Raw genomic sequence first — 23,600 nt, forward strand, 5'->3', positions numbered from 1 at the left:
GGACGTCCGTCACGTACGGGGCTCACTGTACGCCTCGGGGAAGGCCGGTCGGCGGTGCCGCCGCGAGTGTCACCCGACCTCGCCGCGAAGCGGACACCCTTTCCGATCGGTGGTGCCGCCGTACGGGGAAGCAGATCGAGGCGTGGAGCGGACATCCCTTCCGGCCGGTGGTGCCGCCGTACGGGGGGAGTCGGCCAAGGCGTGAAGCGGAGACCGCTTCCGTTCGGTGGTGTCGCCGAAAGGGGCGTCTTCCGGTCGGCGATGCCATCGGAAAGGTCATCCGGCCGAGGCAGGAGCGGAAACCCCTTCCCCCGCGGGGCGAACGGACCGGCCCTGCGAGGGCCGGTCCCGGCCGGGAAGGTCGTCTCAGGAGTGATGCGTGACCGGGTCGGTCTCCTCCGCGGAGAGACCGGGGATGCCGTCGATGCTCTCGCGGTTCTTCTGCGCCCGATGGGCGCGCCGCTGCTGGACGTCCCTGCGCCCCGCCCACTCGTCCAGCAGCGTCCGGTCCTCCTCGAAGGACATGAATGGCACCGAGAAGCCACAGGAGTCGGAGATCCGGTCACAGTCGACGACGATGATCGATCGCACACCCGGATGCGGGCCGAAATTCTTGATCAGTGTTGCGAAGTCGGGGCTCTCCGGTACGACGACCCGGCCGGTGCCGTACAGGCGGAGGATGTTGGGAGGGCCGGAGAAGGCGCAGAACATGACCGTGATGCGGCCGTTCTGGCGGAGGTGCGCGATCGTCTCCACCCCGCTGCCGTCCAGGTCGAGGTAGGCGACGGTGGTGTCGTCGAGAACGGCGAAGGTGTCGGCGTACCCCTTGGGGGACATGTTGACATGACCCCCCTTCTCGGGAGCCGTGGCCACGAAGTAGACCGGCTGCGCTCCGATGAACTCACGCAGCCGGTCGTTGATCCTGTCGTGAATTTTCCCCATGAACAGGACGATAGTTCTTTGCCGTTCGCCGGTCGGCGCCGCGTCCAACAGCTGTATCCAACCGGTGAGCCCTCTCGCCCACGGACAACCCTTCTCCTTCGGGCTCCCCGCTCCCGCCCTCCCGCTCTCGGCTCTTCCCGCCTTCCCTGCCTCCCGGCCCCGTCTCCCGCCTTCCCCGCCCTCTCCCTCGCCGAGAGGCCGTACCTCCGCTCACGGACCGGGAAGGTGAAGCGGCCGGGGCACACGCGAAGGCATGCGCGTGCGCGTATGCCCCCGGCCGTGTGCCCGGATACGCCTTCTGCGGCGGGCTGGATCCCGGAGCCGGAGGCCGGGGTCGCGACCGCTCATCCGCTAGCGATAGTTCGAGAACTGAAGGGCGATCTCCAGGTCCTTACCCTTGAGAAGGGCGATGACCTCCTGCAGATCGTCCCTCTTCTTCGAGCTCACCCGAAGCTCCTCGCCCTGGATCTGAGCCTTGACGCCCTTGGGCCCCTCATCGCGAATGATCTTCGAGATCTTCTTGGCGTGCTCCTGGTCGATGCCCTCCTTGAGGGTCACCACCAGGCGGTACTCCTTGCCGGACAGCTTGGGCTCGTCCGCGTCCAGGATCTTGAGGGAGAGCCCCCGCTTGATCAGCTTGTCCTTGAAGACGTCGAGCACCGCGTTGGCGCGCTCCTCGCTGTTGGCCTTGATCTCAACGGCCTTCTGCCCACCCGACCAGGCGATGGCCGCGCCGGTGCCCTTGAAGTCGAATCGGTGCCCGATCTCCTTGATCGTCTGGTTCAGCGCGTTGTCGGCCTCCTGGTGGTCGATCTTGCTAACGATGTCGAACGATGAATCCGCCAAAGCACAATCCCCTCTGACCTGCCAGAACTATGAATCACTCCCCGGCTCCCGCAGACCACGGACCGCGAATCACGGCGACGTCCGCGAGCCGGTTCGGTAGACGCGTACGTAACGGATCAGCCTAGCCAGCATCTCCCGCCGATGCCGAGGCGGCAGCGTGTCCTCACCCGTCCTCCACGGGTCCTTCCCACCCCGGCGCGTCTCATCTCCCCTCTCCCCCCTCCCGCCCCTCACTCACCCTGCGCGTCTTTCCTCCTCAGCCCTTCGCGCCCCCTGCCCGTCCTCGGCCTTCACCCCCATCGGGCCTCCTCACACCCCGGCACCGCGACGCCTCTCGCGCCTCTTCTTCCCCAGAAGGCACCGATCCGAGCAGCGGTATAGGCACAAAAGTCCTGATAGGGGCGGGTATCCGGAGGTGCCCTCCGCCGATGTCACGTCACCCCCGGAAGTCCGCTATTCTTCTTCCTGTCGCCGCCGCAAGCGGAAGACATGGCAGGTTGCCCGAGTGGTCAAAGGGAGCGGTCTGTAAAACCGTCGGCTCAGCCTACGCAGGTTCAAGTCCTGCACCTGCCACCAGCCAAACTGGCAGCTCAGAGGCCCTCCGGGGCCTCTTTTGCGTTTCCGGGACAGGCAGCCGGAAGCAGTCGCATGTCACCACTCCATGCAATATGCATAGAATGATCTTGACCGTGCTTTCCCCGGTCGCGCTGGGCTTTCCGGCGGCTCTGCGACGGGTATGGGCCTTTCGACGGCCTGCTGAGACGTGACAGGATGGCTGCATGCTGACTCGAAGGAACCGTGCCGCGTAGGCCGCCCGGCACTCTGCGTTCAGGGTGCCCTCGATCATCCGACCCCACCCCGACCAGGCAGATACCTGGAATCTCTCGTAAAACCCATGCCGCGATACGACGGCTGGAAGCCGAGCGTCTGTGGTTGAACGCCCTGGTCGACGCCTCGGACCAGTACGCGGAATTTCTCCGGCACCCTGGCCGGTACCTCTACCTCCGTCCGAACGGGTTGCCGTGTTGCGACCCCCTAGAAGCCCGTGACCTCCTGGAAAAAGCCCTTCACGCCCTGCCTTCGTTCGCTCGATCTGAGCTCCGGCGAATCGTGGAGCCTCTGGACACGAAGTTCCGCGACCGGACCCTGCCTGATCCAAGGGCAGACGACGGACGCTCGTCGATGTCAGCCGCATGGTGGCGACATCGTCTGGCCGAATGGTGATCATGTGACGGCTCGACAGTGGGCAGAACAGCGGATTCGAGGAGGTCGGCGCAGTTGGCCGGACTTGCGGCGTAGCGGGTGCCGAACAGGTCGCGATCGACGCCATAGGCGCAGACGAGTGCAAGGGTCTGTTCTATGATCACGGGCCTATGAGCCCCTTGCGCACGCTATCTGCCACGGAGGTCCTTTCGGAACGACTCCTGCTGCGCAGTGTGTTACACGATGCCGACCGTGAAGGATTCATCGAGCTCTCGACCGACCCCGAGGTTCAGGCATACATCGGTGGTCCCCAGCCTCGGAATGACGTCGAGCAGCGCTTCGATGCAGCAATCGCCAACGCGACATCCAGGCCCGGCAATTACGTCATCGCGGACAACACGACGAACCGACTTATCGGGACATTGATGCTCGCCCGCCGGTCGACCGATGGCCCCGGGCATGTCACCGAGGATGGCGAGGAACTGGAGCTGGGCTATGTACTGCGGCGCAGTGCATGGGGCGCGGGGTTCGCATTCGAGGCCGCAACAGCCGCGTTGCGCGCTGCGGCTGACGAACTCCCCGACCAGCCGGTCTTGCTCGTGACCCAGACCGCGAACAAGCGATCTCTGAAACTCGCCGCCCGCCTTGGCTTCTGCCCCATCAGCACGTTCGAGAAGTTCGGCGCTGAGCAGACCCTCTGCATGGCGCCCTTGTCCATGTTCCGAGTCTGATCACAGCATCCAACACAGCGGACCCCCAGGGTTTCAGGTACTTCCCAGGCCGTCAGGAGGTGGGTCTGATGCAGGAGTACCGTGCTTCGAACCAGTCGGTGGCGACATCGGTTTTCGTAAAGCGTCCGATCAGCGCCAAGGCCGAGTTGACGCTCTTCGGGTCCACGCGATCCTCGAAGACGTCGTCAGCGCTGATCTGGAAGCGTCGGACGTCCATCAGGTGATCGAGCGCGTACGGGTCGTCGCCGAAGCACAACTCCGGCTCGGAGGGGCTGAAGGAGGTCACCAGGTGTCCGTCACGGGCGTAGTGGTGGTGGAGGAGAGGTTAACCGGTGTTCTGGTTCGTCTCCTCGGGCGTCTTGGCAGGGCTCGATGCCCGAGAAGAATGCGCGATCATGTCGGTCATGGCCTCCACGACTTCACCGGAGCACGACACCACCGAGGACAACCGGATCAAGGTCTGGTTCCGGTTCGTGCCGCGAGAAGGGGGGCTTCCCTACAGCACCGAAGGACTCTGGGCCACGCGGCTTGGCGAGGACACCGCCTGTCTGGAAAACGTCCCCTTTCTGCAGGAGGGGGTGGCCATGGGAGATGTCGTGCGATTCGCTACCGATGCCGAGGGACTCCACTGGGCCAAGGAACGTGCGGAGGCGTCGGGAAGCTGTACCGTGCGGGTCCTGGCCGTTCCCAGCGGTCCACTCGGACCAAGTGCCCAGGCCGTGCACGAGCGGTTGGCGCCGTTCGGTCTGGGCGGAGAGGTCTTCAGCAAGGAACTACCGCTGGTTGCCTTCAACGTGCCGCCCGACGCCGAACTCGGCCAGATAAAGGCTCTACTGATTCGTGGTGAGGAAGATGGTTGGTGGCACTTCGAGGCTTCCTGTGTCACCGATGCCTGGCGCAACGCTTGATCTAAAACTGACGGACATCGTTGACACCTGGGTATCAAGGCGGCAGCGCGGTCCCGCCGCCCACCTCACCGTCCGGGCGTGCGGCGTAGGAACCGGTCCCGAACGGCGGCGGGACCGCGGGCCGCCCGCCGCATCACACACTCGCCGTACCCACTCCTTGGTCGCCGTCCTGGGGCCGCACCGCCGCCCTAAAACGGATTACGTGCGCTCACCACCACGGTGAATCTCAACCATGCAGACCCCAGCGGTCCAGGCCCGTATAGACGAACGCGATCCGGCACACAGGGGCAGACAGGCACTCCGCCTCTCCTCTGTAGATGGCTACCAACGAATCCGGTCCCCTCCACCAGGTATCTGCCAGTCCTGCAACCTCTTGCACAGGCTCATGACCTTCGAGTCGGATCGCTTCGACCTCGTCAGCCGTAACCTTCACGATCCTCTTGGCGTACATAGCCGCGTGATAGGCCAGGGCCACCGATTCCACCCAGCCCTCGACCGTCGCGTGCAGCGGCACCCAACGATCACCCAGGACACCGAACTCACCACTAGGGCCGATCATGAATGAATAGGGAACCGCCGTCCGCTGCACACCGGCCTCGAACCACCAACCTTCAGCCGGTGAACCTTCTGGGGTATCCGGACACAGGACCCGAGGACCACCGTCGTAATGCGGCGCCGGAGGAAGCAGAAGCCCACCCCAGCGAGCGGCATACTCCGCGACCCGATCGATCTCATGTTCCGGGATGCCCGACGAGAGCCAACTATCCCGGTACTGATCAACCTTTAGGAAGTCCACCCGTTGGCCGTGAACCTGGACAAAGTTGCGTGCCCTACGAGTGAGCCCCGGAGGGACATCGGCGAGGTAGAGATCCACTTGGCGACGTTACAACGCCTTCGGCGGGGGCGCTCCGACTCCGGGATGACCATCGAGGGCGTGCTCATCATCGCTGGCCTGTCAGTGGCTGGGGTAGGGGCCTGTTCATCCCGTCTGCCGTCGACCCGGAACAAGTCGAGCGGACCAAGGGCACACCAGAGTCTCCATCGAACTCGGGACGATTCAGTGTGCGATCATCGACGCCATGACATCGATCAGAAAGGGCCATGCCTCGTAGGCGGCCTTCGGAGGTTCGCGCACGAGAATCGGTGTGCGGAACCCACAGAGCTTCGATTCATCAGGTTCCCGGTCTCGGACGTCGCCCCATGGCTGCGGTGATTGCGCTGGAGCACACCCGGATGCGGCCCGGAACGGTTGCTGAGGCACTGCTGGCCTGGACGCAGGCAGTCGTTCCCGGCACCGTCGACCGGATCGGACCCCGGTGCATGTGTCCCGAGTGCGGAGACGCGCCACGCCAGCGGCTCGAACAGGCACTCATCGCCTTGCCGCGTTGGGCCGAGCCGTATCTGTACGCTCTGGTCTTGCCCATCGACAGACGATTTCTCGCCCGAACATCGCCGGACCCGCATGCCTCGCCCGAGTGGCCGTGGTGGCAGCAACGACGTTGAACATCAGGGGCGGTGCATTGATCAGCAGGCGCACGGCCTCGGCGAGGTGGCCGATGGACGCGTACAGCGGTGGAATGCTCGGCGTGGCGGAACCCGGCAACACCAGGACCAGAAGGGGCGACCTCATGCCGATCCAGGGTGTGCTTTTCGACGTGGACGACACCCTGTTCGACTACTCGACCTCGGAAGAAGTAGGCGTGCTCACCCACCTGCGGGCCGAAGGACTGCTTGAGAGGTTCCCCGACTCCACCACGGCGCTCGCGCTCTGGCGGGATGTCATGGAGAGGCAGTACGCCCGCTTTCTGAACGGCGAGCTCACCTTCACCGAACAGCAGCTCGAACGCACCAGGGAATTCCTCTCCCACCTCGGGCAGATCACGCATGCCGGTCTGTCGGACCAGGAGGCCTCCGCGTGGTTCGCCGGATACCAGGCTCACCGCAGGGCCGCCTGGGCGGCGTTCCCCGACGCCGAGCCGGTCCTCAGGAAACTCGCACCCGACTACCGCCTCGGCGTCGTCTCCAACTCATCCGCCGATCACCAGCGTCACAAGCTCGACGTCCTTGGCCTTCTGCCCTACTTCGGCGACACGCTTGTGTGCTCCGAGCAGCACGGCGTGGCCAAGCCCGCGTCGAGCATCTTCGTCGCCGGCTGCGCTTCCCTCGGCCTCCAGCCGCATGAGGTGGCCTACGTCGGTGACAAGTACGCGTTGGACGCGGTGGGAGCCCACGAGGCAGGGCTGCACGCCTACTGGCTCGACCGGGCGAACGTCAGCGCCGACACGGTCATCGGTAGCGGCATTCGAGTCATCCAGTCCCTCGCCGAACTCCCGGCCGCGCTCACCGGCTGAGCTCTGTCGGCACCATGCCACCCGTGGCGAAACCGGCACCATGCCGCCCATGGTGAAGCGTGGCTCGGCCGGCGGCGGCCGATGGCGATCGACGGGTTCGGGCCGGACCGGGCCCGTACTGGCTGCGTGACCTGGACGACGGGTCCTGGGCTCGAGGTCATCACCAACCCCGTGATCGGCCTGCGCGGATCACGGAAGGACCCGCTGCGCGAGAAGGTGCCGTGGCAGGGCGAGCGGCCCATCCGTGGCTGTGGCGCGGCGTGGCGATCACCGTGGTCTCGTCGGCCTCGGTTTCCCGCCGACTCGCCGGACCTGTTCGAGGATGTGCGGCGGGTGCCGGATCAGAGTCACGCCGACGCCGGAGAGAACCGTCATCGAGACCGAAAAAACGCAAGGGCCATATGGAAAGAAAATTATGAGAACGTAAAAAAGTCTTCCGGGAACGGCCGTGGGATCGAAAGGATATCGACCGCGTACGTTTGGCCGTAAAAATGTGCACGTGGCGATTGAGAAATAAGTTCAGTGCCTGCCTTGACGCCTCTCAGATAGGGGGGTTCATGATGGGAGGGTCAGAGGAACGCGAACCTTGGGAGGAAACGTGCTCAAGGAAGCCTGTGTTGTCGGCGCTCTCGTGGCTGCCGCCCTCGCCCCTTCGATTCCCTCGCAGGCGCAGTCCGGAAGCGTCGGCACCGTCGTCTCGTCCACCGATCACTCCGTCTCGCAGGCCCCGAAATGTAAATGGCTCGATGAGGGAGGGAGGAGGTGCTACTACTGCCGCGACAAGAAAGGCAGTGGATACAAGAAGCAGTACTGTGAGCGAAAGCACGACGAGTCCGAGACGTCGACCGAGGTCGAATGCGTGACCACCAAGGACCCGACCACGACCAGCCCGAACCGCACGTGCAAGACGTGTACGGACGCCAAGACCGGGAAGCGCATTTCCAAGGTGTGCGACAGCTAGCTTCATGAGGTGCTGCTGAATCTCGCCGCGCCCCACCCGCTGTGTGGCGGGTGAACCTGATGACCGTGTCCACCGTCACGAGGACACCGCCGGAGTTTGCCGCCCGTTGCCCATGGCTCCGGAGGAACAAGGAGGTCCCGCCCGATCGAGGTGATCGGACGGGATCTCGTCAACCCTTGAGCACTAAAATCCAGACGTCATCCAGAGGTCATTCTTCACCTGTCGTCGGGAACGGCCTGTAACGTCGTCGGCTCGGCCTGTGTTGATTCAAACCGCACCCGCCACGCAGGTAGAAAGAGCTCCCTCGCCGGTGGAAACGTGGTGAGGAGGCTCTTCTCGTATGTCCGGCCGTTAACGATGCTCTATGACTGATCTTTCCCAATGAGTTTCCATGGGCCTATGCTGCATGAGGGCGTAGGTTCATGGTCCACGGTGTGAACGGCAACGATCCCGACGTTTACCTGCCAGGTCGGTGACCACACGCCCTCCGCGAAGAAACGGATCACCGAAGGGGAATCATGGGGGCCGAGGGCTGGGAATCGATCGAGTCGGCGGACGAGTTGCGGGAGGTGCTTGGCGCACCCAAACCGGCCGCGCTCGCGAAGGAGCGGAGGACCCTGCACGAGCTGGACCGGGCCTGGCTGGCCGCCTCGCCGTTCTGCCTCATCGCGACCTCGGACGCCGACGGTAACTGCGACGTCTCGCCCAAGGGTGACCCGCCCGGATTCACGCTGGTCCTGGACGACTCCACGATCGCGGTTCCCGAACGGCCGGGCAATCGCAGGGCGGACGGATTCCACAACATCCTGCGCAACCCGCACGTCGGCCTGATCTACTTCGTCCCCGGTCGCGGCGACACCCTGCGGGTCAACGGCAGGGCGCGCCTGGTGCGCGAGGCCCCATTCTTCGACCGGATGGTGGTCAAGGGGCACCGGCCGTCGCTCGCGATCGTGGTCGAGATCGAGCAGATCTTTCACCACTGCTCCAAGGCTTTCCTCCGCTCGGAACTGTGGCGCCCGGAGAGTTGGAACCCGCAGGTCGTGCCCTCGCGGGCGCGTATCGCCCAGGCGCTGGAACGGCAGGGGGAGCCGATCGAGGAACTGGAGCGTTACTACGGTCCCGCCTACGCGGAGGGGATATATCGCTGAGCGGACGGGCGGTCGCGTCCACGTGTACCGCTGAGGGGACGGGGGCGCGTCCACGTGTACCGCTGAGTGGGCGGGTGGGTCGCGTCCACCGTCCACGGAGGTGGTGTACGGGTTTCCCCAGGTCGTGCCGGGTGTTATGCGACCTGACCGGCGCGGTGGAAGCACCAGAGGCGGCGGCCGAGCGCGACCGCCCCGAGCACGCAGCAGGTGAGACAGAAGAGCGCCAGCAGTGGCAGCAGCCAGGCGGTGACGATCCAGTAGTGGATGCTGAACGCCCCCCAGATCAGCGTCGGCAGCACCGGGCCCAGCACCGTCACCAGGGCGAGGGGCACGAGCCGCGGGACCAGCCTCGGCCGGCGCGCCGCGCGGCGTCGCGAGGCCCAGCGGCGCGCTCGGACGATCGCGGTGACCAGCAGTGCGGTCATTCCCGCCGTGAGCCCGAGCAGGACCGCGTTCACGACGGTGAGCGGGTTGCTCATCGGTGTTGTCGGCGCCCCGATCCGTTCGGCGAGAAGGTTGGTCGAGAGCAGACCGGGATCGCCGCCGCTGTTGGTGAGGACGATGGCGGCCACACCGGTCTTGGGGGAGAAGACCATGTCCCCGGTCCACGTCGCCAGCGTTCCGCCGTGGCCGATCACCGACGGCGGGGCGTCCGCCGTGAGGGGGCGGGACTGCCAGCCGAGGGCGTAGGCGCCGGCCTTGGGCTGGACGGTGTGCAACTCGGCCAGGGAGCCGGCGCTCAGCAGGTCCGCCCCGAAGGTTCCCTGGTTGAACCGCAGCCACCGCACCATGTCGTCCAGGGTCGAGATCACCCCGCCGTTGCCGACGCAGAACCCCGGCATCTCCGGTGCCGCGACGGCGACCCCGAGAACGACCTCGTACCCGGACGGCAGGCCCTCGGCACGATCGGAACACCCCGAGGTCGAGCCGGTGCCGGTCATGCCCAGCGGCGTGAACAGCTCGCTGCGGAGAAAGGCGTCGAAGGACCTGCCCGACACCACTTCGACGATCCTCGCCGCGATCGAGTAGTTGGTGTTGTGGTACTCCGAGCGGGTGCCCGGATCGGCGGCGAGGGTCTTGTCGGCCAGCCTGGCCACGACCTCCCGCGCGCCGCGCGGAGGCGGGAACACGTACTCGTTGTTCGTGTCGCTCGAGAGCCCCGAGGTGTGGCTGAGGACCTGGCGCACGGTGATCCTGGTGAAGCGCGGATCGGCCATCTCGAAGTCGGGCAGCAGCTTGACGACCGGGTCGTCCAGGGAGACGCGGTCACGGTCGACGAGCAGCATGATCGCCGCAGCCGTCATCGACTTGCTCATCGACGCGATCCGGAAGCGGGTCCGCACCGTCACCGCGTTGCCGTCACCGTCCCGGCCGCGGACGATCGTCTCGACCGACGGCCCGTCGATCACGGCCGCCGCGACCCCCGGCGCACCGTAGACGGAGCGGTAGTCGTCGACCAGCCGTTCGCCGACGGCATGGGCCGGTGCCGTCCAGCCGAGCAGCACGGCGACGAGCACACCGCCGAGGACGAGGAGGGCGGTCACCCGAGGAAAGAACAGATGGAGGAGATGCACGACGTCGAACGTAGGCCGGGCGTCACCGGCCGACATCACCCCGAGGGGGGAGACGGCACCACTCGGCAGGATGGAATCTCAGCCGGGCAGATCGCCGCGCCCCACAAGCCCGTTCTCGTACGCGTGGATCACCACGTGCACGCGGTCGCGCAGGTTCAGTTTCTGCAGGACGGCACGGACGTGCGACTTCACCGTGTTCTCGCTCAGCACCAGTTCCGCGCGGATCTCGTTGTTGGACCTGCCGCGGGCGAGCAGGCCGAAGATCTCGACCTCGCGGGGGGTGAGGCCGTCCAGGGCCGTCGTCCTTCGCGTCGGCACCCGTCGTACGAGATCGAGGATCGTCGCGGCCACTCCCGGAGCCAGCGCCGCCGTCCCGGAGGCGACGTCGCACACGGCCTGGGCCAGGGCCGCGGGCCGGACGTCCTTGGTCAGGTAGCCGCTCGCGCCGGCCCGGATGGCGGCCACGACCAGTTCGTCGTCGTCGAACGTCGTCAGCATGAGCACCCGGGTCGCGGGCGCGATCCTGACGATCTCCGCCGTGGCGGCGACCCCGTCCATGCGCGGCATGCGGATGTCCATCAGCACCACGTCGAGACGGTGCCGCCGGACGACCTCGATCGCGTCGCCGCCGTTCGCGACGTCGTGGGTGACCTCGATGCGTTCGTCGGCCGACAGCACCGTACGGAGCGAGGCCCGCAGCAGCTCCTGGTCGTCGACGAGCATGACTCGGATCCCGGTCACCGGGGCACCGTCTTTCTCGCGGGCACCACTACGGTGCTCGGTGAAGGGACTCGGTGGCGGCCGGGTCATGCCCCTCCTTCGTGGGGAGCCGCGCCCGCAGCACCCAACCGTCGTCCCCGCCGTCGACCGACAGGGTGCCGCCCGCGGTACGCACACGTTCCTCGATTCCTATCAATCCCGTCCCCTGGCCGCCGATGTCGCGAAGCGCCTTACCGCCGTCGTCGCGTACCTCCACCATCACCTCGGCCGGGGTCCAGCGCAGGCGGACGGTCACCTCGACCGGCGGTTCGAGGTGGCGCAGCGCGTTGGTGATGCCCTCCTGCACGGTCCGGACCGCCGCGACCTCGGCGCTCAGGCTCAGCGGCCGTCGCTCGCCCACCTCCGCGAACGTCACCGCGTGGAGCGGGCTCGCCGCCGAGGCCACGAGGTCGGGGAGGGCGTCGAGCGAGATCGGGACCTCCCCGGGCCGGGAACCGGCGCGCGGCGCCAAGGTGGCCAGCATCGCCCGCAGACCTTGGTGGGCGTCCCGGCCGGCCTCGGCGATGTCGCCGAGTTCGTGGCGGGTCGCCGGATCCGCCGTCGTCACCGCCGCGGCCTCGATCCGCGCGACCATGACGGTGACCGTGTGGGCGATCACGTCGTGCAGGTCGCGGCGGATGCCGGCCCGCTCGTCCGCGACCGCCGCGGCCAGCCGTTCGCTCTCGGCCCGTTGCCGGGCCTCGTGCCTGCGACGTACCAGCAGGGCCGCGAGCCACACGCCGCCGACCACGAGCATGAGCAGGCCACCCTCGACGAGGGGGGTCCACCCGGGGGTGTCAGGGGGCAGCCGGGCCCACGCCACCAGCTCGGTGAGCACGATCCCGAGCGCGGCGACGGCCAACGCGACCACCGAGGACCTGACCGGGACCAGGCCGGTCAGCCGCCACAACATGAGGGGGAAGCACACGGCCGAGGGCAGCATGCTCGGTGACCAGCCCAGCTGGGGCATCGTCACCAGGACGAGCATCGCCAGCGCGCCGATCGCGTACCCCGCCCACGGCCGTCGATCGGCGACGACCACTCCCGCATGGAGCAGGCCGGCGGCACCCGCCGAGGCGAAGATCTGCCACAGGTCCGCGCCGAGGTGCCGGACGCCCACCAGGATGATCACCGTCAGGAGAGCGACGACCAGGTGCGCCGTCACCGCCACCGGCGTCGGCCACGCGCTCCGGCGCTGGGAGGCTGTCACGGTCGTCGCCTTCCTGTGGGCTCGTGGTGGGGGAGCCGTACCCGGCTCGACGCGCCACAGGATAGCCAGCGGGGGGGCAGGACGACTCCGGCCCCCCCGCCGCGAACCCGCCGACGACGCCCGTTCGATGAGCCGCCTCGCCGAACGCCGAGCCGTCGAAGCGGCTGGCGTCCCGGAAGGCTGCGCGCGAGCAGAACACCTGGATCGGGGATGCATCCGATCGTTGACGGTGCTCTGTCAGGAAATCACGAATCACATCCCCTCCTGCGTGGACGTGGAGGGGATGTACCGCTGAGCGGGTGGGTGAGGTGGGCGAGTGGTCAGGGGCTGCCCAGGGCGCGGTATTCCCAGCCCGCCGCACGCCAGGTGTCCGCGTCGAGCGCGTGCCTGCCGTCCACGATCCGGGGGTGCTTGACCACGCTCGCCAGTGCCGAGGGCTCGATCTCGCGGAACTCGGCCCACTCGGTGAGCAGGACGACCACGTCCGCGTCACGGGCCACGTCCATCGCGCTCGTGCCGTACCTGAGTTCCGGATAGGTGCGGCGCGCGTTGTCCATCGCGGCCGGGTCGTACACCCGGACGTTGGCGCCCAGGCCGTGCATGGTCCTGGCCACGTCCAGCGCCGGGGCGTCCCTGATGTCGTCGGAGTTGGGTTTGAAGGCCGCGCCCAGGCAGGCGATCCTCTTGCCGTCGAGCCGGCCGTCGAGCAGTTCCCTGACCAGGTCGATGGTCCGGGAACGGCGGCGCCGGTTGATCGCGTCGACCTCGCGGAGGAAGGACACGGCCTGGCCGACGCCGATCTCCTCGGCCCGGTGCGCGAAGGCCCGGATGTCCTTGGGCAGGCAGCCGCCGCCGAAGCCGAGGCCGGGCTGGAGGAACCGGCCGCCGATCCGGTCGTCGTAGGCGAGGGCCTTGGCCAGGTCGCGGACGTCGGCTCCGGTGGCCTCGCAGACCTCGGCCATCGCGTTGATGTAGGAGATCTTGGTGGCCAGGAACGAGTTGGCGGCCACCTTGACCAGCTCCGCGGTGGCCAGGTCGGTGACGACCACCGGGGTACCGAGGTCGAGGATCGGCTGGAACGCCGCGGTGAGGCGTTCGCGCGCCCATTCGGAGGTGACGCCGAACACGAGCCGGTCGGGCTTGAGGGTGTCGTCGACGGCGAAGCCCTCCCGCAGGAACTCGGGGTTCCAGGCCAGCTCCACCTCCTCTCCCGCGGGGGCGAGTTCGCGCAGCATGCCGGCCAGGCGGGTGGCGGTGTTCACCGGGACGGTCGACTTGCCGACCACCAGGCAGCGCCGGGTCAGGTGGGCGGCCAGGTCGCGTACGGCGGCGTCGACGTAGGTCAGGTCGCAGGCGTCCGAGCCGGGCTGCTGGGGGGTGCCGACGCAGACGAAGTGGACGTCGCCGTGCTCGGCGGCCTCCGCGTAGGAGGTGGTGAACCGGAGGCGGCCCGACTCCAGGGCCTTGCCCAGTAACTCGGGCAGGCCGGGCTCGAAGAAAGGCACCTCCCCGGCCTGTAGTTTTTCGATCTTCTTGCTGTCCACGTCGAGGCCGACCACGTCGTACCCCAGCGACGCCATGCAAACCGCGTGCGTCGCGCCGAGATAGCCGGTTCCGATCACGGTCAATCGGGGGAGCTCGGCTTCGCCCATATCCGTCGTCCTATCTACTACTTGTCTTCGGGCTCTTGTTCAGGAACAGTCGTCGGCCTTGGAAAGGGCCCCGCCGGTGACGTTGTTGTCGCAGGTGATCGTGTTTCCGCCGACCGTGTCGTTGATGCCGAAGCCGCCCGAACCACCAAGATCGATGGTGTTGGCCTGGAACACGTTTCCGGTGCCCCAGCCATTTACGATCTTGTGAGTCTGGAATCCGTCCCCGTTGCTCTGGCTACCGGTGTTACCGCGGATGAGATAGCCGTTGCCCTTGACGTCGACCCATGAATCGTTGTGCTTGTGGCCGCCGAGGCGGGAACCGTCGAAGACGTTGTCGAGGATGCGGCCGTCCGAGGTGCCCTCCTTGATGTCGATCGCCTCGGCGGTGGCCCGGATGACGTTGCCGCGCACGGTGTTGCGATCGCTGCGGTCCATCTGCCCGCCGGAGAAGGCCGCCCAGTTGCTCTCCGCGGTGCCGAGGTAGACGCCCTCGCCGAACTTCTCCCGGCGCAGGCCGGTCGCGTAGATCATGCAGTACTGGACGGTGTTGTCGCTGCTGAAGTTGCGCAGGTGGATCGCCTCGTCCCCGATGTGGTGGACGGTCAGCTGCTGGATGATCGTGTTGCCGGTACGGTCGGCCATCACTCCCTTCTGGCTGTTGCGGACGGTGAAGCCGACCAGCCGCCAGTGATCGACCTCGTTGAGGTGGAAGGCGTAGCCCTTCTTGATCCCGCCGCCGTCGATGATCGCCTCGGGCGGGCCGCAGACGAAGATCGGTTCGGCCTCCGTCCCGGAGACCGCCGCCACGAACCGGCCGCTGTAGACACCGGGCTCCAGCCTGATCACCGCACCCGGCTCGACCGCCTCAAGGGCCTCGGCGAGTTCGGTGGCGTCCGTGACGGTCACCGTGGCCTCGGGGCACTCGACCAGCCCTTTCCCGAGGGGTACGGCGATGTCGGGCGGCTCCTGCGACGCGACGAACTCCTCGGCGTCCCTGTCCTCGTTCACGTCATCCTCCGCCCGCGCGGTGTCGTCCTCCTGCTGTGCGGCCGGCGCGTCCGCGCTTTTCGGCCGGATGTCCTCGATCGCGGTGCCCGGCTCCTCCGCACCGCCGAACAGCCCGCGCAGCAGCACTACGACGATCACCGTGATGACCGCCCCGGCGAGCATCCCCACCAGGGTCTTCCTGTCAATGTCCAGGCGCATCGCTCAACTTCTCTCGGCTGGAGTGTGGGCGGCGGTCCGCAGGAGCTTGGCCGGTCGCTCTTCCAGCAGTGTCTGCTTCTCGTACGGGTGGACGAACCGCCGGCCGGCCCGCGGGCCGTCGCCGCGTAGTGCCCGGAGCGCCGAGAGCACGATCAGGGAGATGACTCCCAGCCAGATCAGGTTCATCGGCTTGGCGATCCGCTTGACCATCGTCCAGAAGCCGGCGGTGTCCTGCCAGCCGGTGGTGTTGTTCTGCGCGACGGTGGTGGCTCCCTTCGCCCGGCCGGTGTCGAGCGCGCTGCGGCCGGCACCGCCCAGGGTGTTCCCGGTGATCGTGGTGCCCTCGGCCGCGCCGAGCAGTGAGATCGCGTGCAGCGAGGCGGACTCGACCGTGTTGGCGGAGATGGTGGCCTCGGAGTCACGGAGGTAGATCGCGGTCTGGGTGTCCCGCACGATGTTGCCGCTGATCCGGGCCCCCCGTACCCCGCCGCGCAGCGCGATTCCCTGGCTGCGCTGGCCGGTGAGACGGTTGCCGGAGACCCGGACCCCGGTGGCGTCCTCGCTCACCACGATGCCCATCTCCCCGCCGATCACCTCGGTGGTCTGTACGACGAGCTTGACGCCGCCCTGGATCTCCACGCCGTAGCGGCCGTTGTCCCGCGCCGTGCTGCTCGTCACCGAGCTGCCGCCGAAGCTGCGCAGCGACTCCCCGGACGCCGACGGCCCCCGGGCGAGCGGCAGGCCGCTGATGGTGAAGCCGTTGCCGTTGTTGCGCTCGGCTCCCGAACCGGTGATCGTGACGTTCTGCGTGCCCCTGGACAGGACGAACCCGTCACCCCTGCTGCCGGTCACGGTGGTGTTCTCGATGGTGGCGTTGCGCGCGAACCGGTGCAGCAGGATCCCGTGGACCAGGCTCCCGGTGACCGAGACGTTGATGATCCGGGTCTCGTTGGAGGCCGTGATGAAGATCCCGTACGCGTTGCCGGTGACCTTGGTGTCGGTGATGTCGCCGGTGACCAGATTGGCCTCGGGCAGCCGGTAGGCGACCCTGCCCCGGCCGGCTCCGTTGGTGATCTCGACCTCGTTACCGCTGCCCCTGCTCGGCACGAGGAGGCCGTTGGGCAGGAGCGCCCGCTGCTGGGAGGAGGCCCGCTTCGGCCGGGAGGTGGGGTTCGGCGAGGAGGTGGGCGACGCCCCCGGCAGGGAGGCGGGGACGGTCACCAGATCGGCGTTCGTGGTCGGCCGGTCACTGCCGGTCAACGCGAGCCCGCCGGTCGGGCCGCTCCAGAATCCGAGATGCTCCACCGTCGCGTGGCTCATCTTGAGCTCCCCGCCGATCACGCGCAGGTAGGCGCGTCCGTCGGAGACCTTGGTGTCGGCCGTCCTGTCGTGCGCGTTCCAGCTGGTGATCCGCACCGGGTTTCGTGCCGAACCGTTGATTTTGATGTTCGCGCCGAAGCTCACGATCGACACGAAGGCACCCGGGTCGCTGCGCATCCGGATCACCAGGGGGCCGGTCGCGTTCTGGAGCACGACCTTGGCCCCCGGACCGGCGAACAGGTTGATGCCGAGCACGTAGGAGCCGTCCGACTGCTTCTGGAAGTGCTCCTGGCCGAGGCGTTCCAGGTCGGCGACCCGGTACGGCTCGCGGCGCTGCGGTAGCACGAGCGTCTGGCCGTTGGCCGAGCTGGAGATGTGCGGCACGCGGGATCTCGCGGCGGCGGGGCCGCCCCGCGCCATCGCCGAGGTCAGCGTCGCCCGGGTCTGCATGATCCGCAGATCCTCCTGGTCGACCAGGGCCGACTGCTGCTGTGCCTCCACCGCGGGCACCTCGTTCACGCCGGGAGGTGGCACGGGGCGATCGATGTAGGAGAGGTATGTCCAGGTACCGGCCGCGGACAGGCACAGGGCCAGGACGATGAGGAGGGTACGGCTCCTCTTCCGGGGTGGCCGGCTCATCCCCTGCCTCCCACGGGAGCGCCGCCCACGGAGGGACCGCCGATGGAGGGGCCGCCGATGGAGGGGCCCGTCATGTGGACCGGGTCGAGGCGCGGCGAGGACGGCCGCCGGCGCCGTGCAAGACGTCCGTCGGCGGGCACCGGATGGTCCGGCGCGGGCACGGCGGCGTGGCGCAGTACCTGGAACCGCCCCTCGGCGAGCAGCCGCTGCTGCTCGTAGGGGTTGCGGATCTCCCTGCGCCGTTGCGTCCGTTCCACGACAGCGCGGGATCGGATCGCCGACACGATCACCAGGAGGATGACCGCGGCCCAGATCACGTTCATGGGCTTGACGAAGCGTTTGGCCTTGACCCAGAACGACGACGTGTCGTTCCACTGGTCCTCGTCGTTGTTGTGCTTGTTCACCGTGTCGGCGGCCCGTGCGACGCTGATCGCGCTCGTCCCCGAACCGATGACGGTGTTGCGGGTGATCTCGGAACCCGCCGCGTCGCCGACCACGGTGATCCCGTGGGCCTTGGGATGCGACAGGGTTGTGATCTTGTTTCCGATGATCATGCCGGCGGAGTCGCGGAGATAGATCCCGGTGACGGTCCCGGCGATCGTGTTGCCGGCCACATGCGCGCCGGTCGCCCTGTCGCGCAGCGCGATCGCCTGTCGGCGCTGGCCGGTCAGCCTGTTGCCGGAGATCTGCACACCGCTGGCGCCCTCGCGCACCACGATTCCCATGTCACCACCGATGATCTCGCTGGTCTGCACGGCCAGCCGGCTGCCGCCGAGCACCTCGACGCCGTACCTTCCGTTGTCGCGGGCGGTGCTGCCGCTGACCGAACTGTCACCGTAGACGGCGAGCGACTCGCCGCTCGCGGACGGACCGCTCGCGAGCGCCCGTCCGTTGAGCGTGAAGCCGTTGCGCCCGTTCCGCTCGGCCAGGCAGTCGACGACCTTCACCTTCTCGGTCGCCCGCGACAGCACGAAACCGTCGCCGCCGCTACCGATCACCTCGGTCTTCTCGATCGTCGCGTTCTTGGCGAACCGGTGCATGAACACGCCGTGCACCAGGCTGTCGACGATCCTGTTGTCGATGATCTGTGTCTGGTTCGAGCCGGAGACGAAGACGCCGTAGGCGTCGCCGGTGATGACGCTGTTCTTGATCGATCCGGAGACCAGCTCGTCGGCGAGCACGTGTGAGGCGGTGCCGGGGCCGATCGGAATGGTCTCCACGTCGCCGAAGTTGCTGCCACCTCGCTCGCCCTGCTTGGTGTTCGCCAGCCGTTCCCGCTTGTCCTGGTGACGCTGGTCCTTCGTCCGGTGCCGGTAGACACTGGCCGGTCGCTCGGTGCCGGTGAGCGCGATGCCCCCGGTACGGCCGCTCCAGAATCCCAGCTGGGAGACCTGGGTGTGGGTCATCTCGAACTCGCCGCCGACCGCACGGATGTAGGCGCGGCCGTCGGTCGTGGTCGTGTCCGGCTTCTGGGTCCGCACGTCCCAGCTGGTGATCCGCACCGGCCTCTTGGCGGTGCCCTTGATCTCGATGCCGCCGCCGAACGTGATGATCGAGCTGAACGAACCCGGCAGGCTGCCCATCCGCAGCGTCAGCGGGCCGCGCAACTGCAGGCGCGCCCCGTCGGCCACGAAGACGTGGACGCCGAGCAGGTAGGAACCGTCCTTCAGCCGCCGCAGGTACCGGCCCTTCTCGACGGCCGCCAGATCCCTGAGGGTGTACGCGGCCTCGGTGTTGCGCGCGGGCAGCACCAGCGTCCTGCCGTGCGCCGACACGAAGACCTGGGGCTGCTTGCGCTGGGCGGCCGCGATGCCACCGCTCTGCAGCATGGCCGTGAGCGCGGCGCGAGTCTGGATGATCCGCTGGTCCTCGACGTCCACCAGGATCGCCTGCGCCTCGGCGTCCTCCGCGGCGAGGGTGCCGGCCTCCAGGATCGCGTCGTTCGCCAGGATCGCGTCTTCGACCAGAGCCGGGCTCTCCTCCAGCTCGGGGTCGTCCGTCGCGGAGGTCGGGGCCGGGCCGGAGGTCTGGGTGGGGCGGGTCGGCGAGGTGGGAGCGGACGTCGGCTCCGAGCCGTCTCCCGTGGCCGGGTCGGTTGTCCGGGTTGCGGTGGCCGTCGGCCTCGGTTTGGCGGTGGGGGTCCGGGTGGCCTTCGGAGGGGGGTCGTCCTCCGTGGAGGGCTTGGGCTCGGGCGACGGGTCGGCGAGGAACGGGTTGTCGTCCGAGGGGGCGCTGCCCGTCGGAGACGCGCTGGGCCCCGAGACCGCCTCGGAATTCCCTCCGGGGGTGGGGGAGGAGAGGGCGACGGCCGGCCCGCCCCCCAGCCCGACCGCCAGCGCCACCGCGCCGAGCAGCACGGAAATAGAACGTTCCATCTCAGCTCATTCCCTGCAGGGTGGCAGCGCTCTGGCCCGCCCCGCCCACCTGGTCGGAGGTACGGGTGAGCCAGCCCTGCTTGTTCATCGTGAGGAACGCGTACAGCTTGATCGGCAGCGCGATCATGATGACCACCAGGCAGAGCAGCGGCAGCAGCAGGATCTCGCCGGGGTGACGGCGCAGGTGCGACCAGCCGCGGACGCCCCGGCCGAGGAGCAGCCAGCCGACGGCGAGCCCGATGCCCAGCGGGGTGAGCTCAAGCCTGCTGAAGAACAGGTAGGCGAGTGTGACGCCCATGGTCACCGGGGTGAGCAGGATCTGCAGCACGGTCACCTTGGTGACCAGCGGCGTCTTCCACAGCCATCCCTTCCACAGCGCGGTCAGGTAGCAGCGGTAGGAGTTGCGGCTCCAGCGGACGCGCTGCTTGACGAAGGCGCGGAAGGAGTCGGGGAACATCGAGATGGCGCGGGCCGAGGACTGGTGCACGGTCTTGTACCCGGAGGCGAGGACGAGCCAGGTGAGCCGGCCGTCGTCGCCGGCGATGCACCGGCGGCCGAGGAAGAACTCGTTCTCCAGGTGGGTGAGCACCGGGAGGATGGCCTCGCGCCGGTAGGCGGCGGTGCGGCCGGACAGGCAGGCCACCCCACCCCTGCTGCCCATCGCGGGCACGTAGTCGTAGTAGCGCAGGTTGACCAGCCAGTCGGCGATGCGCCGCCAGACGCTGCTGGTCCGCTGGTACACGTTCTGCTGGGTGCCTACCCCGCCGACCGACGGGTCCTCGAACGGCATCTGTACGGCGTCCAGCAGACCGGGCTGCCACCAGGTGTCGGAGTCGGCGAAGACCACGATCTCGCCCTGGGCCGCCCGGATGCCGACCCCGAGCGCGGAGCGCTTGCCCGAGTGCTCGTACACCAGGACACGCAGCCGGGGGTCTGTCACCTCGCGGAGCTTGGCGTGGCAGTCGGTGTCCCCGACGTCCACGACGATGATCACTTCCTGGGGGTTCTGGGCCAGCCAGCTGTCCAGGCAGCGAACCAGGATCTCGGCATCCTCCCGGTAGGACGGGACGACCACGGAGACCGTGGTCCGGTAGCCGTTCACGACCGGCTTGGCCAGCCGGGACAACACCACCCGATAAACCCACAGGCCCCAGACGAGCAGACCCGCCAAGCCCAGCGGAATCAGATCCCGCCAGGTTCCGTTGGCACTGGATCGCACGATCCATTCGTAGGCAGCATCAAACCAATTCACGGCGGATTCCACTGATCCTTCTGGGCGTGTTCGCCCCAAGATGCTCGTGCGGCTGCGGGGAGGAAAGGTCCCTTACCTGATAGATCGGGACAGTACTAAAACACCTTTCCGGCAGCGTATTGGAACGATGCAATTGTTACGGTATCGAGGAGATTTGCACAAGATGTACGTGGGGCTGGTGAAACAACAATTCGATCATCACGAGCCCGGGGTTTTCCGCGGCGTGCGCCTCATACGCGCATGTGCCGCCCTGGATCCCGCCGCATGGTCTCACCCCGTGGGTGAGGGGCGTCAGCGGTACGTCTGGCGGTGGCGGCGCGCCTTCTCGCGGTTTCCGCAGACGCTCATGCTGCACCAGCGGCGACGTCCGCCTCGCGAGGAGTCCAGGAACAACCAGCCGCATCGCCCGCACGTCCTGATCCGACCGGGCGGGAGGGTGAAAACCGCGTGAACGGTCAGCAACGACAGTGTCGTGGGGATGGCTCCGGGTGCCGTCCAGTCGGCGGTGCAGCCGTCGAGCGCGGCGTCGATCCGCTGGACCTGCCCGGCTCGCGTTCCCTTACCGGCTCGTTGCAGGAGTGCGCCGAAGGGTTCGGTCGGCACGGTCTCGCCGTCGGCGATCGCGCTGAACACGGCCCACGCCTGCTCGCGAACGGCCCGGACCTCACGTACGAGACCGCTCACGGAGTCCTCCGCCAAGGACGGCACCTCGTCGAACAGGCCGGCGGACGCGCACCAGGTGAGGACGTCCGAGGGGGTGTTCAGCAGTTCGACGTCCTCGGCCGGGAGCGTGCGGTCGAAGACGGTGTTCGTGAGGTCCAGGACCGGATGGCCGCCGACGAAATGGGTGTCCTGCCAGGGCGGCCGGGCCTGGGGGGTCAAAGTAACCATTGTACTGAGTGTATATGGTTTTCCGCCGGTGGCCGGTGGCCGAAGCCGGTGGTCGGTGGTCGGTGGTCGGTGGTGGTGTCGGGGGTTGGGGTTGGTCTGCCGTGCGACTCGGAGCGGCGGGTGGGGCGTCGAGGTGGCGTGCGGCGATCGTGTGGGAGCCGCGGTCACGCGGCCTACGTGACCCGCACGGCCTACGTGACCCGCACGGCATCTCCCTTGAAACGCCTCCTGAGAAGGACGGTCGTCACGATCGCCACGGCGGCGAACCCGACCGAGCACCAGAGGGACCAGCGCCAGCCCATGAGGACGGCCTCGGGGCCGGCGGATCCGGCGGCGAAGTGGGCGGCCACCGAGGTCACGACCCCCACCCCCACGGCGAGTCCCAGCTGCTGCGAGGCGTTGATCAGCGCGCCGGCCGTCGCCCGTCGCCCTTCCTCGGCGCCGTTCGTGCCGGCGATGCTCGTCGTGATCAGCGCGAGGATGTGACCGGCGGCGTTCACGGAGGTGCCGATCAGGATGAGGGTGAGTCCGTGGTCTTCCGGCAGGCCGACCATCACCACGATGCCGATCGTCTCGACGACGATTCCGTAGAGGAGGACACGGTACAGCCCGAAGCGTTCGACGAGCTTTCCCGCGTAGATTCCGGTGACGACCGCGATCACGCCCGAGAGGGCGAACGCCAGACCGGTCGCGAGCGCGCCCAGACCGAGATGTGTCTGCAGGTAGAGGGTGAGGATGAACAGCATTCCACCGTAGGAGCAGACCAGCAGGACGGTGACGAGGTTGGCCGCGCCGATGGCGGCCGTGCGGAAGATGGGGATCGGCACCAGCGCGTCGTCCTTTCTGGACTGAGTCCAGACGAAGAGGGCGATCGCCGGCACCGCGATCCCCGCTGAGAGCAGGATCGGAGCCGACGACCAGCCGTACTTCTCACCTTCGGTGAGGGCGAACACGAGGGCGACCATGCCCGTGGTCGCGAGGACGACGCCGATGACGTCGAGGTGGCGGGAGGCGCGCGTGTCCCGGCTCTCGTCGAGATGGACCCTCGCGAGGAGACCGGCGGCCACGACGACGGGTATGTTGATCAGGAAGACGGACCGCCATCCGGCGTACTCGGTGAGAACACCCCCGAGCACCATACCGGAGACGAACCCCGCCGACAGTGCCGCACCGTAGACGCCGAGAGCGCGTTCGCGTTGCGGTCCTTCCGGAGTGGCCGCCTGGAGCAGCCCCAGACCCGCCGGGGCGATGAACGCGGCGGCGACGCCCTGCAGGGCACGGCCCGCGATGAGCGCGGCCGGTGACCAGGCGAGGCCCGCGAGGAGCGAGGCGAGGCCGAAGCCGACAAGGCTCCAGATGAACACCCGCTTTCTTCCGAAAAGATCGGCGACCCTTCCGCCCAGGAGGAGGAAGCCACAGAAAGTGAGCGGATAGCCGGAAAGCACCCAGGCGATGTCACCTCCGGAGCCGAAGTTCAGGCCCTCGCGGATGCTCGGGGCGGCGACGTTGATGATCGAATAGTCGACGGCGACCAGGAACTGGGTGCCGCAGATGACGGTGAGCTGCCAGAACCGCCGGGACCCGAACGCGATCTCGGCGCTTCCTGTCGTGTGTGACGATGTCGTCTTCATC

18 protein-coding genes, 1 tRNA gene and 1 pseudogene are annotated in these 23,600 nt (G+C 67.8%); 6 read left to right on the forward strand and 14 right to left on the reverse strand.

The genetic code is table 11. From position 1 onward, the window contains the following. Nucleotides 1-366: 366 nt before the first annotated feature. A complete protein-coding gene (locus ABT352_RS05905; RefSeq protein WP_350942823.1) occupies nucleotides 367-942 on the reverse strand; it encodes a pyridoxamine 5'-phosphate oxidase family protein in 576 nt (191 codons plus the stop codon). Between the two features lie 351 nt (nucleotides 943-1,293). Further along, nucleotides 1,294-1,788 (reverse strand): YajQ family cyclic di-GMP-binding protein, encoded by a 495-nt coding sequence (locus ABT352_RS05910; protein ID WP_350942824.1) that lies wholly within the window; start codon nucleotides 1,786-1,788, stop codon nucleotides 1,294-1,296. A gap of 491 nt (nucleotides 1,789-2,279) precedes the next feature. Between ABT352_RS05910 and ABT352_RS05915 the strand changes: the two genes are divergently transcribed. Beyond that, nucleotides 2,280-2,364, forward strand: a tRNA-Tyr gene (locus tag ABT352_RS05915). 797 nt (nucleotides 2,365-3,161) lie between these two features. Further along, nucleotides 3,162-3,722 (forward strand): GNAT family N-acetyltransferase, encoded by a 561-nt coding sequence (locus ABT352_RS05920; RefSeq protein ID WP_350942825.1) that lies wholly within the window; start codon nucleotides 3,162-3,164, stop codon nucleotides 3,720-3,722. A gap of 52 nt (nucleotides 3,723-3,774) precedes the next feature. Here ABT352_RS05920 and ABT352_RS05925 read toward each other — a convergent pair. Next, nucleotides 3,775-4,026 (reverse strand): annotated as a pseudogene (locus ABT352_RS05925) (hypothetical protein); the annotation flags it as partial. 28 nt (nucleotides 4,027-4,054) lie between these two features. Between ABT352_RS05925 and ABT352_RS05930 the strand changes: the two are divergent. Further along, on the forward strand, nucleotides 4,055-4,630 hold the full coding sequence (locus tag ABT352_RS05930; protein ID WP_350942826.1) for a DUF4265 domain-containing protein: 576 nt from the start codon (nucleotides 4,055-4,057) through the stop codon (nucleotides 4,628-4,630). Nucleotides 4,631-4,856: 226 nt separating this feature from the next. Here the strand turns inward: ABT352_RS05930 and ABT352_RS05935 are convergent, their stop codons facing one another. Continuing rightward, nucleotides 4,857-5,504 carry a hypothetical protein gene (locus tag ABT352_RS05935; RefSeq protein WP_350942827.1) on the reverse strand — a complete coding sequence of 216 codons (648 nt, stop codon included), beginning with the start codon at nucleotides 5,502-5,504 and terminating at the stop codon, nucleotides 4,857-4,859. A 682-nt stretch (nucleotides 5,505-6,186) separates the two neighbouring features. Here ABT352_RS05935 and ABT352_RS05940 point away from each other — a divergent pair. The 3 genes from ABT352_RS05940 to ABT352_RS05950 all read left to right on the forward strand — a co-directional run bounded on the left by ABT352_RS05940 (nucleotide 6,187) and on the right by ABT352_RS05950 (nucleotide 9,090). Further along, nucleotides 6,187-6,981: an HAD family hydrolase gene (locus tag ABT352_RS05940; protein ID WP_350942829.1), complete on the forward strand. Its 795-nt coding sequence runs from the start codon at nucleotides 6,187-6,189 to the stop codon at nucleotides 6,979-6,981. 598 nt (nucleotides 6,982-7,579) lie between these two features. Further along, nucleotides 7,580-7,942 carry a hypothetical protein gene (locus ABT352_RS05945; protein ID WP_350942830.1) on the forward strand — a complete coding sequence of 121 codons (363 nt, stop codon included), beginning with the start codon at nucleotides 7,580-7,582 and terminating at the stop codon, nucleotides 7,940-7,942. A 518-nt stretch (nucleotides 7,943-8,460) separates the two neighbouring features. After that, nucleotides 8,461-9,090, forward strand: a complete 630-nt coding sequence (locus tag ABT352_RS05950; protein ID WP_350942832.1) for a pyridoxamine 5'-phosphate oxidase family protein — start codon at nucleotides 8,461-8,463, stop codon at nucleotides 9,088-9,090. 134 nt (nucleotides 9,091-9,224) lie between these two features. On the opposite strand, the gene ABT352_RS05955 is transcribed toward ABT352_RS05950, so the two are convergent. The 10 genes from ABT352_RS05955 to ABT352_RS06000 all read right to left on the reverse strand — a co-directional run bounded on the left by ABT352_RS05955 (nucleotide 9,225) and on the right by ABT352_RS06000 (nucleotide 23,599). Next, nucleotides 9,225-10,664, reverse strand: coding sequence for a serine hydrolase domain-containing protein (locus ABT352_RS05955; protein ID WP_350942833.1), 1,440 nt, complete (start codon nucleotides 10,662-10,664; stop codon nucleotides 9,225-9,227). Nucleotides 10,665-10,742: 78 nt separating this feature from the next. Further along, nucleotides 10,743-11,405 carry a response regulator gene (locus ABT352_RS05960; RefSeq protein ID WP_350942834.1) on the reverse strand — a complete coding sequence of 221 codons (663 nt, stop codon included), beginning with the start codon at nucleotides 11,403-11,405 and terminating at the stop codon, nucleotides 10,743-10,745. Nucleotides 11,406-11,433: 28 nt separating this feature from the next. Beyond that, nucleotides 11,434-12,633: a sensor histidine kinase gene (locus tag ABT352_RS05965; RefSeq protein WP_350942836.1), complete on the reverse strand. Its 1,200-nt coding sequence runs from the start codon at nucleotides 12,631-12,633 to the stop codon at nucleotides 11,434-11,436. A gap of 320 nt (nucleotides 12,634-12,953) precedes the next feature. Further along, nucleotides 12,954-14,285 (reverse strand): UDP-glucose dehydrogenase family protein, encoded by a 1,332-nt coding sequence (locus tag ABT352_RS05970; RefSeq protein WP_350942837.1) that lies wholly within the window; start codon nucleotides 14,283-14,285, stop codon nucleotides 12,954-12,956. A gap of 39 nt (nucleotides 14,286-14,324) precedes the next feature. Next, nucleotides 14,325-15,491, reverse strand: a complete 1,167-nt coding sequence (locus tag ABT352_RS05975) for a right-handed parallel beta-helix repeat-containing protein (protein WP_350942839.1) — start codon at nucleotides 15,489-15,491, stop codon at nucleotides 14,325-14,327. A 3-nt stretch (nucleotides 15,492-15,494) separates the two neighbouring features. Continuing rightward, nucleotides 15,495-17,450: a right-handed parallel beta-helix repeat-containing protein gene (locus tag ABT352_RS05980; RefSeq protein WP_350942840.1), complete on the reverse strand. Its 1,956-nt coding sequence runs from the start codon at nucleotides 17,448-17,450 to the stop codon at nucleotides 15,495-15,497. Further along, the gene (locus tag ABT352_RS05985) at nucleotides 17,447-19,825 is read right to left on the reverse strand and encodes a right-handed parallel beta-helix repeat-containing protein (protein ID WP_350942841.1); all 2,379 of its coding nucleotides are present in this window, start codon (nucleotides 19,823-19,825) and stop codon (nucleotides 17,447-17,449) included. Before ABT352_RS05985 ends, ABT352_RS05980 begins: the two co-directional genes overlap by 4 nt. A gap of 1 nt (nucleotide 19,826) precedes the next feature. After that, nucleotides 19,827-21,044, reverse strand: coding sequence for a glycosyltransferase family 2 protein (locus tag ABT352_RS05990; protein ID WP_350942843.1), 1,218 nt, complete (start codon nucleotides 21,042-21,044; stop codon nucleotides 19,827-19,829). Between the two features lie 324 nt (nucleotides 21,045-21,368). After that, a complete protein-coding gene (locus tag ABT352_RS05995) occupies nucleotides 21,369-21,968 on the reverse strand; it encodes a CGNR zinc finger domain-containing protein (RefSeq protein WP_350942845.1) in 600 nt (199 codons plus the stop codon). Nucleotides 21,969-22,159: 191 nt separating this feature from the next. Further along, on the reverse strand, nucleotides 22,160-23,599 hold the full coding sequence (locus ABT352_RS06000) for an MFS transporter (protein WP_350942847.1): 1,440 nt from the start codon (nucleotides 23,597-23,599) through the stop codon (nucleotides 22,160-22,162). Nucleotide 23,600: the final 1 nt, after the last annotated feature.

Origin of the sequence: Streptosporangium sp. NPDC000563, assembly GCF_040299985.1 — a bacterium.
Taxonomy (GTDB): domain Bacteria; phylum Actinomycetota; class Actinomycetes; order Streptosporangiales; family Streptosporangiaceae; genus Streptosporangium.